This window comes from Pseudomonas sp. MF6394, from assembly GCF_002018845.1.
GTDB lineage: Bacteria > Pseudomonadota > Gammaproteobacteria > Pseudomonadales > Pseudomonadaceae > Aquipseudomonas > Aquipseudomonas lactis.
Window position 1 is genome coordinate 90,633 of the sequence record NZ_MVOJ01000015.1, and the last position, 13,940, is coordinate 104,572.

Here is a 13,940-nt window from a genome sequence, read left to right on the forward strand (position 1 = left end):
AGGTTGCCAACGGAGGTGAAGTGTGAACTTGTTCCGTCGCTCTGCGCCGAGTCTGGATGACCTGGTTGTGCATGCCCCGCGTGCAGAGGTTTCCAGCCAGTGCCTGATGCCCACTGTGGCGCGCCCGCCCCAAGTATTTGTGCAGGGGCACGGCTCCTGGCTTTCGGACGCTGACGACCGCGCCTATCTGGATTTCAGTCAAGGCGGCGGCGCCAACAGCCTGGGCCACAGTCCCCAGGCCGTGCGCGACGCCATTGCCGAACAGATGCTCACCGTGATCAACCCCGGCCTGGGCTTGCACAACCGCGCGCAACTGGACCTCGTCGACCGTCTGTGCCACCACACCGGCAGCGACCAGGCCTATTTGCTCAACAGCGGTGCCGAAGCCTGTGAAGCGGCCATCAGGTTGGCACGCAAGTGGGGCCAACTGCATCGCGGGGGCGCTTACCACATCATCACCGTAAGCAACGGCTGTCATGGCCGTAGCTTGGGGGCGATGTCGGCGTCGGATGTGGCCTGCGAAAACCGTTTCGAACCGCAGTTGCCAGGTTTCAGCCAGGTGCCGTTCAACGATCTGCCGGCCCTGCATGCAGCGGTGGATGCGCAGACCGTCGCTATCATGCTGGAGCCGATACAAAGCGGCGGCGGTGTCATCCCCGCGACCGAACATTACCTCAAGGGCGTCGAACGCCTGTGTCGTGAGCTGGGGATCCTGCTGATCTTCGACGAAGTGCAAACCGGTGTGGGCCGCTGTGGCAGCTTGCTGGCCGAACAACAATACGGCGTGCGGGCCGACATCATTGCCCTGGGCAAAGGCCTCGGCGGTGGCGTGCCCCTGGCGGCGCTGCTGGCGCGTGGTACTGCCTGTTGCTTCGAACCGGGCGAATTGGACGGTACGCATCATGGCAATGCGCTGATGGCATCTGCGGGTATCGCGGTACTCGACGCTGTATTGGCGAACGGCTTTCTCGAGCATCTGCGCGAATCCGGCTTGTACCTGGCAGAAGGCCTTGCCCGCCTGGCCTACCGTTACGACCATGGGCCCTTGCGCGGCAACGGGCTGCTTTGGGGCCTGACACTGTCGGACGATTGCGCCGCAGCAGTGGTCAAGGCCGCGCTGCACGAAGGCTTGATTCTCACCGCCTCACAACCTGACTGCCTGCGCTTTACCCCTGCGCTGAACATCAGCAAAACCCACATCGACGAAATGCTGCTGCGGCTTGCCCGCGCCTTTTCTCGGGTGCGCACCGCTCAAGTGCAATGCCGCAAGGGCATCGCCGTTTGACCCCAGTTTCCTGAACCGTCTCGCGGCATACGCGGCGCCTCCAGCCTGATTCTTTTGGCTGGGGGCGTTTTTTTGTCTGGGTAATTTCTGGTGTGAAAACGTTGATTGAGTCTCTCTGGAAACAGTGGTTTTTTAGCGGGCGTCGGCAAGGACTGCCGATGGGGTACGACGTGCTCGACTTTCAATCTATACCACTGGGTGGTATGTTTTTATGAGACTCAAGGAGTTTGTGGAGATACATCATGACCAAAAAGTATAAAAGCGAGGCGTTTGAGTCCATTCACGAGTCAGCCAAAGCGCTTCATGCTGTCGGCGCCATCAGCAAAACCACTCTGCGAGAATATGATGAGGCATGTTTATCCATGCCAGACCAAATCCCTGCCGAACAGATCAAGCAACTACGGGAAAGCAGCCATGTCAGCCAACCTGTATTCGCCCGCTACCTGAACACCAGCGCGTCCACGGTCAAAAAATGGGAGTCGGGAGAGAAACGGCCCAGTGGCATGGCGCTCAAGTTATTGAGCATCGTGCAAAAACATGGGCTGGAGATTCTGGCCTGAGATGGCCCAATGCCAGAATCCACTGAACCCTCACGAACCGCCAATGTCGATTAGCTACACGGCTCACACGAGCCGATTTTCTGGAGCTGACCCATGGACATCATTCGTATCATCATCGCCATTCTGCTGCCGCCATTGGGTGTGTTCCTGCAAGTAGGCTTCGGCGGTGCCTTCTGGCTGAATATCCTGCTGACCCTGTGCGGTTACTTCCCTGGCATCATCCACGCGGTGTACATCATCGCCAAGCGTTGAGGTCCTCAGCCTTTTGCAATGAGCCTTGAGTTGCGCTCATTGCGAAAGGCCAGTTGCTCGATGGTCTGGGTGGCCTGTTCGGCCTCTTCCCGCGCCTGAAGGATGATGCCGTGCTGCTCGGATTTGCTGCATACCGGGTCGGCGTTGCTGGCGTCACCGGTGAGCATGAAGGCCTGGCAACGGCAGCCGCCGAAGTCCTTTTCTTTTTCGTCGCATGAACGGCACGGCTCGGGCATCCAGTCGTAGCCACGAAAGCGATTGAAGCCAAACGAGTCGTACCAGATGTGCTGCATGCTGTGGTCGCGCACATTGGGAAACTGCACCGGCATCTGCCTTGCGCCGTGACAAGGCAGGGCGGTGCCGTCGGGTGTGACGGTCAGGAAGATGCTGCCCCAGCCGTTCATGCAGGCTTTGGGGCGCTCTTCGTAATAGTCCGGTGTCACGAAGATCAGCTTGCACGGGTGGCCTTCGGCTTCCAGCTTGGCGCGGTATTCATTGGTGATGCGTTCGGCGCGCACCAACTGCTCGCGGGTGGGCAGCAAGCCCACGCGATTGAGCTGCGCCCAACCGTAGAACTGGCAGGTGGCGAGCTCGACGAAATCCGCTTCCAGCGCAATGCACAGTTCGATGATGCGGTCGATCTTGTCGATATTGTGCCGATGGGTGACGAAGTTCAGCACCATCGGGTAGCCGTGGGCTTTCACCGCGCGAGCCATTTCCAGTTTTTGCGCGAAGGCTTTTTTCGAGCCGGCCAGCAGGTTGTTTACCTGCTCGTCACTGGCCTGGAAGCTGATCTGGATATGGTCCAGGCCGGCTTTCTTGAAGTCGCTGATTTTTTGCTCGGTGAGGCCGATGCCAGAGGTGATCAGGTTGGTGTAGAAACCCAGCTTGCGCGCCTCACCGATCAGTTCGGCCAGGTCCTGGCGCACCAGCGGCTCACCGCCGGAAAACCCCAGCTGCGCCGCGCCCATTTCACGGGCTTCGCGAAAAACCTTGATCCATTGTTCGGTGCTCAGCTCCTTGCCCTGCTCGGCGAAATCCAGCGGGTTGGAGCAATACGGGCACTGCAACGGGCAGCGATAGGTCAGCTCGGCCAGCAGCCACAGCGGCAGGCCGATGGCGGGCTTCTCAGGCAAGGGTGATCCAGTGCTCAGCACGGGCGACCTCCATGAATTGCTCGATGTCGTCACCCAGCTCCGGCACGCCGGGGAACTGCTTGTCCAGCTCGGCAATAATGGCCGCCACATCGCGCTCGCCGTCGATCAGGCCACCGATCAATGCGGCGCTGTCGTTGAGCTTGATCATGCCTTCGGGGTAGAGCAACACGTGGCCTTTTTGCGCCGGCTCGTATTGGAAGCGGTAGCCCGGGCGCCAGTTCGGGGTGTTGCTGCGATCAAAGCTCATAGGGTGATCCCTTTATGCCATACCCGCTGCTCGGTCACGCTGTGATAGGGCGGGCGTTTGAGTTCGTAGGCCATGCTCATGGCGTCCAGCATGCTCCACAGGATGTCCAGTTTGAACTGGAGAATTTCCAGCATGCGCTCCTGCCCCTCGCGGGTGGTGTAGTGCTGCAGGGTGATCGCCAAGCCGTGTTCCACATCGCGACGGGCCTGGCCCAGGCGTGTGCGGAAGTACTCGTAACCGGCCGGGTCGATCCACGGGTAATGCTGGGGCCAACTGTCGAGGCGCGACTGGTGGATTTGCGGCGCGAACAGCTCGGTCAGCGAGCTGCTGGCGGCTTCTTGCCAACTGGCGCGGCGGGCGAAGTTGACATAGGCGTCCACGGCGAAGCGCACGCCGGGTAGCACCAGCTCTTGAGAGCGCAATTGGTCGGGGTCCAGACCCACAGCCTGGCCCAGGCGCAGCCAGGCTTCGATACCGCCGTCTTCACCGGGCGCGCCGTCATGGTCGAGCAGACGCTGAATCCATTCGCGACGGATTTCACGGTCTGGGCAGTTGGCCAGGATCGCCGCGTCTTTCAGCGGGATATTCACCTGATAGTAGAAGCGATTGGCGACCCAGCCCTGGATCTGCTCACGGCTGGCGCGGCCTTCGTACATCGCCACATGGTAGGGGTGATGGATATGGTAGTAGGCGCCCTTGGCGCGCAGGGCTGCTTCGAACTCAGCCCTGCTCAACGGTGTGTCGGTCATTTCGATCGCTCCTACAATTCAATGCTCATGCCGTCGTAAGCCACTTCGACATTGCGCCGCACCAGCTCCGCTCGCTCGGGAGAGTCTTCATCGAGGATCGGGTTGGTGTTGTTGATGTGGATAAGCACTTTGCGCTGCTTGGGCAGTTGCTCCAGCACTTCAAGCATGCCGCCGGGGCCGTTCTGGGCCAGGTGGCCCATCTCACGCCCGGTGCGGGTGCCGACGCCACGGCGCTGCATTTCATCGTCGTCCCACATCGTGCCGTCGACCAGCAGGCAGTCACTGCCGGCCATGATGTCCAACAGCGGCGCGTCGACCTTGCCCAGCCCAGGGGCGTAGAACAGTTTGCCGCCGGTGCGCAGGTCTTCGACGATCAGGCCGATGTTGTCACCGGGGTGCGGATCGAAGCGGTGCGGCGAATAGGGCGGCGCGGCGCTGCGCAACGGCAGCGGGGTGAAGCGCAGGTTGGGGCAGGCCGGGATGGTGAAGCTGGCGTCCAGCTCGATGCGGTTCCAGGCCAGGCCACCATTCCAGTGGGTCAACATGGTGAACAACGGGAAGCCTGTGCTCAGGTCTTCGTGGACCATGTCGGTGCACCACACCTGATGCGGGCAGCCTTCGCGCAGGCTCAGCAGGCCGGTGGTGTGGTCGATCTGACTGTCCATCAGGATGATTGCGCTGATGCCGGTATCGCGCAGGGCGCGGCCCGGTTGCATGGGCGCAAAGCCCTGGAGTTGCGCGCGGATATCCGGCGAGGCATTGCAGAGCACCCAGTTCACGCCGTCGTCGGAGATCGCGATGGACGACTGGGTACGCGCGTGGGCCCGCAGGCTGCCATCACGAAAACCTGCGCAGTTCACGCAGTTGCAGTTCCACTGCGGGAAGCCACCGCCGGCGGCGGAACCTAGAATCTGGACAAACATGATCGCTCCATCAAGCACAGCTCAAAACAAAAACGCCCCGGGCGAACCGAGGCGTTGTATCACTCAGCCAATCAACGGCTGGCGAAGTACATGGTGACTTCGAAACCAATACGCAGATCAGTGTAAGCAGGTTTGGACCAGGTCATATTCTTACTCCTATCAAGGGATGGGACGTTCACTACCAAGTAATACATATAGTCCACCTCCCATTGGAGATGTTCAGATATTGCTGCGCAATGTTACGCAATTTTATTCAAGTTAGCGCTGTCTCGGTGGAGAAAGCCTGTTGCAGGGTTGGCAATGATCACGGCGCTGCTTGCCAGTCGTCGTTGATACGCGGCCCGTTGGCCACGCAGCGCCAGCCGCCTGCTGCGTCATTGAGTTGGTGCGCGGCGTGCTGCACATCCTCGCGTGTGCGCTGTTGAATCAACTGTTGAAGCTGATCCAGATAACCCGACGAATGACCTGCCAAGTGCGCATGCCAGAGCAACTCGGCAGCTTCGTTGATGGGCAGCGTCTGGGCCGAGAACTGCTGCGCGAGGGCCTGGTTACCCAAGTCGGGGCAGCGCGCGATCAACGACGGCAGTTGCCTCAGGAAGGCCTGCAACTGTTCGACGATGCCGTCCAGGGAAGTGCTGGGCGATTGCACCCCAAACAGCAGGCCGGTTTGGCCGTTGATTGGTCGGATGCCGCTGAACACGGCGTAGCCGATTTGCAATTCGACTCTCAGGCGCTGGTAGAACGGCCCCTGGAGCACATGCGCGAGCAAGCGCCAGTTGGCTTCATCGGCGAGAGATCGCGTCGGTGCTGGGCAAAATAGCAGTAGCGCCGCCTCGCTGGATTCGGTGTTGACTGCGTGCCAGCGCTTTTGTCCGTCAAGGGCCTGAGGTGTGAAAGGCTGAGTTGCCGGTTGCCCAGGCAACCGGGCCGCTGCGGCTTTGATCGCCGCTTCACAGGCGGCGGGCAGACCTGCGCCCAGCCCCTGCCAGCGTGCTGTGGCCCAGGACGCTGTCGTCCCCTGAGGCTCGGGTTGAACACCGGCACAGCAAGCAGGCAACGCCTTGAGCAGTTCCCGGATGGCGATCATCGGCGCGGGAGCGGGCGACGGTTCATCCGAGCCACTCAGGCACCGCGCCAACGCTTCCAGCACCGCCGGCATGGGCTCGTGGAGGCCGTGCATCTTCACCTGCCAGTCAGTGGCGATCGTTTCGCAAGACAACTCGACGCCCGCCTGCCGTGCCTGTTCGCACAACGGCCGCAACAGGCTTTCCAGCCCGGTGGGTACCGCCGAGTCAAACCGCCAGTGCAGGTACAGCGCACCTTCGCCCGTGTCATCCGCCAACGCCTGGCTGAAGGTCAGCGCCGACAGCTCCCGTCGGCCCCGTGAGCGATCCTGGGCAAAGGTACGCAAGCCACGATGGGCGCTGGTTTGGCCGCGAATCAGGCCGGCGCGTTCTTCCTTGGCGGGCGCACGAAGAAAAGGATTGTTAGGCGGCAGTTGCCAAGGGTGCCGGGAGGCGGGCAGGTGCAGTGAATCGAGCATGGCCCTGAGGGCAGCGGCGCCTTGTTCCGACAAGTCGTGGGCGTCGTTGCGCGCCAAGACTAGGGCGCCTTGGACCTGTTGCTGGCGAGCATTGAGCAAGGCGAATTCTTCGCGTAACGCTGTCCAGTCGCTGTGTGCGAAGAAACTCAGCCAGTCGTGCAGTAACTCTTCGATCTGCGTGGCCGGTTCGCGCTCGCTGCCGAGAGTGAAGTGGATATCCAGCACGGCTTGATCCGCAAACTGGTACAGCACGGACGCCTGCAGCGCGATGGCCAGTCGTTGTGCTTGCAGTTCGGCGAACAGCCCGCCGGGGGCCGAGGCGTTGAGCCAGGTGCAGAGAAACGCCAGCGCTTCCCGTGGCGCGTTACAGGTAATGACTTGATGCAGGTGTTGGCCGGCGACGTGTTGATAGCGGCGTGCCGAGCCTTGCATCAAGGCCGGTGGAGCGGCCTGCGGGTGCAATGGCCCGGGTGTCAGTTGGTCACTGAACTGCTGGGCCATGGCCTGCAGGTCTGTCAGCGATTGTGGGCCGGCAAGGCTCAAAGTCATCTGCCCGCTTTGATAAAAGTGTGCGTGGAACCCGCGCAAGGCTTGCTGAAAGGCCTCGCTTTCCACCGGCAGGCTGTCGCGGTTGCCGGCATGAAAACCGCGCAACGGATGATCCGCTGCCAAGCCTTGCAGCAGCGCCACTTGTTGTTGGGCCTTGGCATCCTGGGACCAGGCGATGAACTCCGCGTCGAGCACTTCGCGCTCACGCTGTTGATCATCGAGGGCCAGGCGTGGGTGAGTCAGCATATCCGCCAACCGCATCAGCCCGTCTGCAAACACCGGCACCGGCAGTTCAAAGAAAAACTCGGTGATGCGCTCACGGGTGCTGGCATTGACCTGCCCGCCGTGTCGCTGCACGTAGGCCATCAGCCCTTCGCCGGCTGGAAAGCGCTCGGTACCGAGAAACAACAAGTGCTCAAGAAAATGCGCCAGCCCAGGCCAAGCCAATGGCACGTCATGGCTGCCGGCAGCCACCTGTAAAACGGCGGCGCAGCGCTTCAAGCGCGGCGCATGGCGCAGGCAGACCCGCAGGCCATTGGCGAGAGTCAGGTGAAGGGGATGAGGGTGAACCGGCGCAGGCATGGGCACTTCCGAGGCGTGGGAAGTGCCTATGCTAGCAAACCCAATGGGTCAGGGCTTGTGCAGTGCGCCGTAGAGTTCGGCGCGACGGTCTTGCAGGTAGTGGTTGGCGGCGCGGGCGTCGAAGATCGATTGGCGCTCCAGGGTGCCGACGATCAAGGCTTCATCCAGGCCGGCCTGGGCAATTCGCTCGCCGTCCGGCGCGGCAATGCTGCTTTGCCCGCAGTAGTGAATCTCGTCTTCGTGCCCGCAGTAGTTGGCATAGGCCACGAAACATTGGTTTTCAAAGGCGCGCGCCCGTACGGTGACGTCGGCAACAAAATCGAACGGCACCATATTGGCGGTGGGCACCAGGATCAGTTCGGCACCGGCCAGGGCCAGGCGCCGGGTGTTTTCCGGAAACTCCAGGTCGTAGCAAATCAGCATGCCCACCTTCCACCCGTTCAATTCCACCACCGGGAAATCATCGGGGCCGGCGCTGAACATCGAGTGATCAAGATCGCCAAACAGGTGGGTCTTACGGTAGTTGCACAGGCGCTTGCCGTGGGCGTCGATCAACTGCACGGCGTTGTAGATCTGGCCGTCCTCGGCCCGCTCCGGGTAGCCATACAGAATCGCCAGCCCGGCACCTTGCGCCAGTTCGGCAATTGCCTGCGCCGACGGCCCATCCTGTGCCTCGGCCAGTGCGCCAACGGCTTCGGCGCCAATGTTATAGCCGCTGAGGAACATCTCTGGCAGCACCAGCACATCGGCGCCGTGTGCCTCATGGGCCAACCGGTGCAGGCGCTGCAGGTTAGCGGCCACATCCAGCGGCAGTGGCGGGCATTGGTACAAGGCGACACGCATGCTCAACTCCTTATTCTGCCAGGGCGATCGGCCCTATTTCATCGAACACGTCGCCCGGGCCTGGGTTCTGCGGGTGGGTGCTGCCTCCGAAGTGGTTCATGATGCCCCATACCGCGTTGAGCGAGGTTTGTACCGCGCCTTCGACCCAGGCAGGCGTCCACGATACATCATCACCGGCGATGAAGATCCCGCGTTGTTCGGCAGGCATATCCTTTTGCATGAAGTGCGCATACATCCGCTGGTTGTAGCGATAGTGGCCGGGCAAGGCGCCTTTGAAGGCCCCGAGGAAATGCGGATCGGCCTCCCAGGATACGGTGATCGGGTCGCCGATGATGCGCGCCTTGATGTCGACTTTGGGGTAGATCTTCTTCAGTGCATCGAGGGCCAGTTTCACCCGCTTGTCGATAGGCTGGGGCAGCATCTTCAGCGCGTCGCTCATCCACGAGTAGGACAGGCAGATCACCCCCGGCTTGTCGTCGCCGTTATCGAACAGGTAGGTGCCACGGGTCAGGCGGTCGGTGAGGGTCATGCTCATCAGGTCGCGACCGGTTTGTGGGTCTTTGTCTTTCCAGAATGGGCGGTCAACCATCACGAAGGTTTTCGAGGACTGCATGTAGCGAGTGCGATCCAGGGCCATCCACATTTTTTGTGAGAACAGGGTTTCATCGCATTCGATCTGGGTGGTCAGCAGCCAGCTTTGGCAGGTGGTCAGCACTGCCGCGTATTCGCGGGTGTCGCCGTAGTTGTCGGTAACGGCGAAACGGCCATCGGCGGCGTGGGCGATGCGCTTCACGCCGGCCCGTGGCGCACCTCTATGCAGCGAGCTCAGGCTGGTACCGGCCGGCCAGTGGGCGCAGCGTTCCGGCACATGGCGCCAGATGCCCATGGGCACTTGGGCCACGCCACCGACGATCAGGTGTTGATGATCATCGCAGTTGGTCATCACCACACGGAAGATTTCCAGCATGGAGTTGGGGAAGTCAGAGTCCCAGCCGCCGGTACCGAAACCGACCTGGCCAAACACCTCGCGGTGGTGGAACGACAATTTGGCGAAGGCTTTGGAGGTGGCGACGAAGTCGTAGAAGGTACGGTCATCCCACAGCGGCACGAGCTTGTTCCATAGCTCCTTGAGCCTAGGCACGTCGCGGTCGCGGATCGCCTGCTGGATATCGCCGAACTGTGAACCGGCTTCCAGAGCGTCGGCCCAGGCATCGGCCACTTCCTGGAACAGAGCAGGCAAGTCGGCGAGTTTTTGCGCGTAGTGAGTCTGGCCTTCCAGATCGATCACAGTGCTGCCGGACGCCGGAGTGAGCGGGTTGGGAAAGGGCTTGGTTTCCAGCCCCAGCTTGTCCACGTAATGGTAGAACGCCGTGGACGACACCGGGAACCGCATGCCGCCCAGCTCGGCGATGATGCCTTCGGCGCCTTCAAAGGCCTGCGAGCGCAAGCGACCGCCCATCTTCGAGGCTTCGTACACAACGGGCTTGAGCCCCAGCTTCATCAACTCGTAGGCCGCAACCAGGCCCGCGATCCCGGCACCGACGATCGCCACTTCGGCGCCATGGTTAGCCGCAGGAATACTGCCCAGCCCGGCGGGGTGTTCGATCCAGTCATCAAAGGCAAACGGGAAATCCGGGCCGAAGATAGTGATGGGTTTCTTGCCGTCGCCCGGGTGGCGATTAGGCTTGCTGAGGGTGCTGGACGGAATGCTCATGGCTGACCTTACTGACGGCTCGGCGGGAGGAGGGCCCGTTGAGTATAGGAAAAGATGGCAGCCAGTTTAGGGAGCGTTGCGCTCGTTAATAAGACGCAATGTGTCGTCGTATTGCGTTAGTTTTAGTCAATATGACGAATATAGTGATCAGATTGGTTGTCCGCGATCCAGTTTGTTACTGAGGATGATCGAGGTGGTGGTTTTCTCCACGCCGTCGACACTGCCGATCTGGTCCAGCAATTGGTCCAGTTGCTCCGGCGAATCGGTGCGCAGCCACGCCACGTAATCGAACTCCCCACTCACCGCGCACAACTGCTGCACTTGCGCCATGGCGCTCAGCCTGCGCAACACCTCTTTGCCCGAACGGGGTTGCACGGTAATGCCCACATAAGCCTGCAACCCACCATCCGCAACGCGCTGGCCCAGGCGCACGCCGTAACCCGTGATGACCTGGGTTTTTTCCAGGCGGGCCAGACGCGACGTGACGGTGGTACGCGCGATGCCCAACTGCCGGGCGAGCATGGCCACGCTTTCACGGGCGTTGAGCTGCAGGGCGGCGATCAGTTGGCGGTCGATTTCGTCTAGGGCGGGCAAGGGGGAGCTCCAGTGCGAGAGGGCAGTGAGCAGGCATGTTACAGGCTTGGCCCTGCGGAAAAAATCACTCGGCCAGATACGCAAAAGCCGCGCAATGCGCGGCTTTCTTGTGTGGTGGGCCCAGTAGGACTCGAACCTACGACCAAGGGATTATGAGTCACAAGATTAGTGATCTGGAGCTACCTCGTGAAATATGAAAGTCCCTATTTATAGGGCTAATAGCTTGATTTTACGTTTCTCGTTGTTTCCTGAAATCCTCTAGAGTTGCTATGATTCGTTGAGCAATTCGTTAAGAAAGGAATAGGGCTGAAAATGGCGCAGAAACTGGTTCACAGCAAGATAACAGCATTGAAAACCACGCTTTCTGAGGCCTTAGAAGGGAAAGGGACGGGTTCTCTTCTCTTTGAGCGCCGAGCTACTGGCGTGTTGGTCTATCTGAGTCTGCGCCGAGAGAAAAAGCAGGAGCGGCTAAAGCTGGGGAACTATTCCGAAAAAACGCTGGTTGAGTGGCGAGCCTATGCCGCTGCGAAGTCGTTGGAGATTCGAGCCTTCCCGACTATTGATGACTATCAGAAAGCGGAAGATGAGCGTCAACGCCTAACCCAACGTGCTGCGGATGTTGAGGCAAGGCAGGGAACGTTGGCTCAAATGCTGAATGCCTACGTTGACGATATGGAGCGTAGGGGCAAGTCCAGCGCCAGGGCTGTGCGCGGAGCGCTAAAGCTGGATGTTCTCGATCCATTCCTGGAATTGTCGCAATGCAAGGCCAAGGAAGTCGAACCCAGCGATGTTGCGAACATCCTGCGTCGCTGCCTGACTCGATCAGTCGCCAGTAAAGGGCGGGGGACGCGCTTGACCAAGGCTTCAGCAACCAACGGTAAGAAGCGGCAGGCTGATAAGTTGCGCTCTTACCTTCAAGCTGCGTTTTCGTTCGGGCTTGCGAGCGACCTAAACCCGCTTCGTGCTGGTGACGCTGTTCAATACGGACTCAAAACAAATCCTGCGCGTGATGTGCCGACTATTGAAGGCGCCAATCAGGCGAACACTTGGGCGCTGACTAAGGAAGAATTGAAAGCGGTTGTTCTAGCCGTTGAGGATTTGCCTGAGCGCCGCCGTGCAATCGCAAGGGCAATGCTTTATCTAGCTGGGCAACGGGTAGAGATGCTTTGCCGTGTCACTTGGGATGACCTTTACGACGATGGTGAACATGGTGAGGTGATGCGCTTGATCGACCTCAAGGGCGGTAAAGGGACTCCACCGCGTGAGCATCTGTTGCCGATGACTCAGCGACTCTGTGAAATCCTGTCGCCGCTATTAGCGCTTCAAGAGGCAGGCAAAGCACCTGGGCCGTTCTCTCTGCGTGGAAAAGTCAGCATTACACCCGGTACTGCACTAGATATTTTCTCAGCGCTTGGCGATCAGCTTTCGACAAAGGGGGAGACCCGCCGTTTCACTTGGCGCACGTTGCGCGCAACCATCGAAACGCACCTAGCCGCGCTGGGGGTGAATCAGGAGCGCCGTGCATGGTTACTGTCGCATGGTCGGTCAGGTGTGCAAGCAAAGCACTATGACCGGTGGAACTATCTACCGGAAAAACGTGTGGATTTAGACAGGTGGGCGCGCTATCTGGATGAGTTGGCGGGAGTGCCGCAGAGTGCGGAAGTGGTGCAGTTATCGACACGTAGCGTGGTACGTCAATGAGCTGGCGATTTGAGGAAATGGCGCGCCTGCAAGAGCGCCAGAAGCTGCTAGAGCAACCGTTTGACCCAGTAGCAGTTACCGCCCGAGTCCTGGCGATGTTCTCCCGTGTTCTTCCTAGTAAACCCGTGGACTGGGACGGTTATCCGATGCACGTCCGGTCTATCTCGTGGCGTAAAGTTGAGGGTGTCACGCGTGCATACGTCGATGGCGTGGATTTGATCGAGGCCGCTAAGACCGACCAGAACGCATGGGATGAGGCAACGCGGTTCGCAGCTCCATACGTGGAGAGGGGGGAGCCGGTACCGGAGTATTTCCGCGTATTTATCGCTGAAGTGCTGCGCGGTGGACGACCACGACCAACTCGACAAGGCAAGCCGCCCGACCTTAAGCGGAACTTTACGATTTGCCTAGCGCTGGAGGCACTGAGGCGCGCCGGTATAAAGCCCACTCGCAACGATGCTACTGAAGGTGTGCAGTCAGGAAGCGACATTCTAGCCGCACAACTGAATATGGAGGCAAAGTCGGTAGCTGATATTTGGAAGCTAAGGAAGAAGCACCTACATGCACATCCGCGTTGGGAGCTTCATTTGGAGCGTCTGCTTGTGGGGGATTAGTCGCCGATTTATCCCTTTCGCCAAGACTTCTTGCGTCCCATAAGATCTCCCCATGTTCATAGCGCGCTGATGGGTGTAGGGAGGTGATAGTTCAGAGGCTTACTGCTAATGCGACACGACAAAGTCAAAAATGCGACATATGGCGCACGCAATAAATTGACCGAGTGATCGTTAGATTAAGTAAATCAAGGAGTTACGAGTAAGCGCGACTGAGTAGTCGTTGAGTGACTTTAAACTGAAATTTGGCTGTTTTTACCCATGTTACAATGAGTGTGTTCCAGAAACACGAAACCCAAGAGGTCTAGTCTTGGGGAGTCGTATTTTGGGAAAAACGAAACATAACTTTAGTTTTACCCGGTAAAGCATGTATCCACATGACGCAGGTTAGGCAATCAACGGCCCCCCGTCAACAGGTTTTCCGGGCTTCGCGATCAAAGGAGATCCGATGCTTGATTTTAACATTCCGCATCACCCCGCAGAGTTTTACTGCAAGCTTTATGCTGTGAGTCGCACCACTTGGTGGCGGGTATCTAGTCGGTCTGACTTTCCGCAACCGCTTCGCATTGGCAGGGCCGTTCGATGGTCACGCGAACAAGTAGCCCAGTATTTCGCCAAGCAACAAAAGGC

General features: G+C 59.6%; 14 protein-coding genes. 5 read left to right on the forward strand and 9 right to left on the reverse strand.

What is annotated here, in order from left to right:
* Positions 1-22: 22 nt before the first annotated feature.
* The 3 genes from MF6394_RS17100 to MF6394_RS17110 all read left to right on the forward strand — a co-directional run bounded on the left by MF6394_RS17100 (position 23) and on the right by MF6394_RS17110 (position 2,097).
* Positions 23-1,285: an aspartate aminotransferase family protein gene (locus tag MF6394_RS17100; RefSeq protein ID WP_057710294.1), complete on the forward strand. Its 1,263-nt coding sequence runs from the start codon at positions 23-25 to the stop codon at positions 1,283-1,285.
* 242 nt (positions 1,286-1,527) lie between these two features.
* Positions 1,528-1,845, forward strand: a complete 318-nt coding sequence (locus MF6394_RS17105) for a helix-turn-helix domain-containing protein (protein ID WP_034133912.1) — start codon at positions 1,528-1,530, stop codon at positions 1,843-1,845.
* Between the two features lie 93 nt (positions 1,846-1,938).
* Positions 1,939-2,097 carry a YqaE/Pmp3 family membrane protein gene (locus MF6394_RS17110; RefSeq protein WP_003194776.1) on the forward strand — a complete coding sequence of 53 codons (159 nt, stop codon included), beginning with the start codon at positions 1,939-1,941 and terminating at the stop codon, positions 2,095-2,097.
* 5 nt (positions 2,098-2,102) lie between these two features.
* On the opposite strand, the gene pqqE is transcribed toward MF6394_RS17110, so the two are convergent.
* The 9 genes from pqqE to MF6394_RS17155 form a co-directional block, all read right to left on the reverse strand.
* Positions 2,103-3,233, reverse strand: a complete 1,131-nt coding sequence (gene pqqE, locus MF6394_RS17115; RefSeq protein WP_019817403.1) for a pyrroloquinoline quinone biosynthesis protein PqqE — start codon at positions 3,231-3,233, stop codon at positions 2,103-2,105.
* Positions 3,226-3,501: a pyrroloquinoline quinone biosynthesis peptide chaperone PqqD gene (gene pqqD / locus MF6394_RS17120; RefSeq protein WP_047711928.1), complete on the reverse strand. Its 276-nt coding sequence runs from the start codon at positions 3,499-3,501 to the stop codon at positions 3,226-3,228. Before pqqD ends, pqqE begins: the two co-directional genes overlap by 8 nt.
* Entirely contained in the window at positions 3,498-4,250 is a 753-nt protein-coding gene (gene pqqC, locus MF6394_RS17125; protein WP_047711927.1) for a pyrroloquinoline-quinone synthase PqqC, read from the reverse strand. The genes pqqD and pqqC overlap by 4 nt, the downstream gene beginning before the upstream one ends.
* A gap of 11 nt (positions 4,251-4,261) precedes the next feature.
* Entirely contained in the window at positions 4,262-5,173 is a 912-nt protein-coding gene (pqqB, locus tag MF6394_RS17130) for a pyrroloquinoline quinone biosynthesis protein PqqB (protein WP_014720194.1), read from the reverse strand.
* A 71-nt stretch (positions 5,174-5,244) separates the two neighbouring features.
* On the reverse strand, positions 5,245-5,319 hold the full coding sequence (pqqA, locus tag MF6394_RS17135) for a pyrroloquinoline quinone precursor peptide PqqA (RefSeq protein WP_003194766.1): 75 nt from the start codon (positions 5,317-5,319) through the stop codon (positions 5,245-5,247).
* Positions 5,320-5,477: 158 nt separating this feature from the next.
* Positions 5,478-7,847 (reverse strand): pyrroloquinoline quinone biosynthesis protein PqqF, encoded by a 2,370-nt coding sequence (pqqF, locus tag MF6394_RS17140; RefSeq protein WP_078467120.1) that lies wholly within the window; start codon positions 7,845-7,847, stop codon positions 5,478-5,480.
* A gap of 48 nt (positions 7,848-7,895) precedes the next feature.
* The gene (locus MF6394_RS17145; RefSeq protein ID WP_078467121.1) at positions 7,896-8,690 is read right to left on the reverse strand and encodes a carbon-nitrogen hydrolase family protein; all 795 of its coding nucleotides are present in this window, start codon (positions 8,688-8,690) and stop codon (positions 7,896-7,898) included.
* A 10-nt stretch (positions 8,691-8,700) separates the two neighbouring features.
* The gene (locus MF6394_RS17150) at positions 8,701-10,404 is read right to left on the reverse strand and encodes a flavin monoamine oxidase family protein (protein ID WP_078467122.1); all 1,704 of its coding nucleotides are present in this window, start codon (positions 10,402-10,404) and stop codon (positions 8,701-8,703) included.
* A 147-nt stretch (positions 10,405-10,551) separates the two neighbouring features.
* The gene (locus MF6394_RS17155) at positions 10,552-10,998 is read right to left on the reverse strand and encodes an Lrp/AsnC family transcriptional regulator (RefSeq protein ID WP_003194755.1); all 447 of its coding nucleotides are present in this window, start codon (positions 10,996-10,998) and stop codon (positions 10,552-10,554) included.
* Positions 10,999-11,310: 312 nt separating this feature from the next.
* Between MF6394_RS17155 and MF6394_RS17160 the strand changes: the two genes are divergently transcribed.
* Together MF6394_RS17160 and MF6394_RS17165 are read left to right on the forward strand one after the other, a co-directional pair.
* Complete coding sequence (locus tag MF6394_RS17160; RefSeq protein ID WP_078467123.1) at positions 11,311-12,699, forward strand: tyrosine-type recombinase/integrase; 1,389 nt, start codon at positions 11,311-11,313, stop codon at positions 12,697-12,699.
* Positions 12,696-13,313 carry a hypothetical protein gene (locus MF6394_RS17165; protein WP_095020440.1) on the forward strand — a complete coding sequence of 206 codons (618 nt, stop codon included), beginning with the start codon at positions 12,696-12,698 and terminating at the stop codon, positions 13,311-13,313. Before MF6394_RS17160 ends, MF6394_RS17165 begins: the two co-directional genes overlap by 4 nt.
* Positions 13,314-13,940: the final 627 nt, after the last annotated feature.

Coding starts and splice junctions, on each gene's coding strand:
- MF6394_RS17145 (WP_078467121.1), bottom strand. CDS start 8,690: ATGCGTGTCGCCTTGTACCAATGCCCGCCACTGCCGCTGGATGTGGCC.
- MF6394_RS17110 (WP_003194776.1), top strand. CDS start 1,939: ATGGACATCATTCGTATCATCATCGCCATTCTGCTGCCGCCATTGGGT.
- MF6394_RS17150 (WP_078467122.1), bottom strand. CDS start 10,404: ATGAGCATTCCGTCCAGCACCCTCAGCAAGCCTAATCGCCACCCGGGC.
- MF6394_RS17105 (WP_034133912.1), top strand. CDS start 1,528: ATGACCAAAAAGTATAAAAGCGAGGCGTTTGAGTCCATTCACGAGTCA.
- MF6394_RS17165 (WP_095020440.1), top strand. CDS start 12,696: ATGAGCTGGCGATTTGAGGAAATGGCGCGCCTGCAAGAGCGCCAGAAG.
- pqqB (WP_014720194.1), bottom strand. CDS start 5,173: ATGTTTGTCCAGATTCTAGGTTCCGCCGCCGGCGGTGGCTTCCCGCAG.
- pqqC (WP_047711927.1), bottom strand. CDS start 4,250: ATGACCGACACACCGTTGAGCAGGGCTGAGTTCGAAGCAGCCCTGCGC.
- MF6394_RS17160 (WP_078467123.1), top strand. CDS start 11,311: ATGGCGCAGAAACTGGTTCACAGCAAGATAACAGCATTGAAAACCACG.
- pqqD (WP_047711928.1), bottom strand. CDS start 3,501: ATGAGCTTTGATCGCAGCAACACCCCGAACTGGCGCCCGGGCTACCGC.
- pqqF (WP_078467120.1), bottom strand. CDS start 7,847: ATGCCTGCGCCGGTTCACCCTCATCCCCTTCACCTGACTCTCGCCAAT.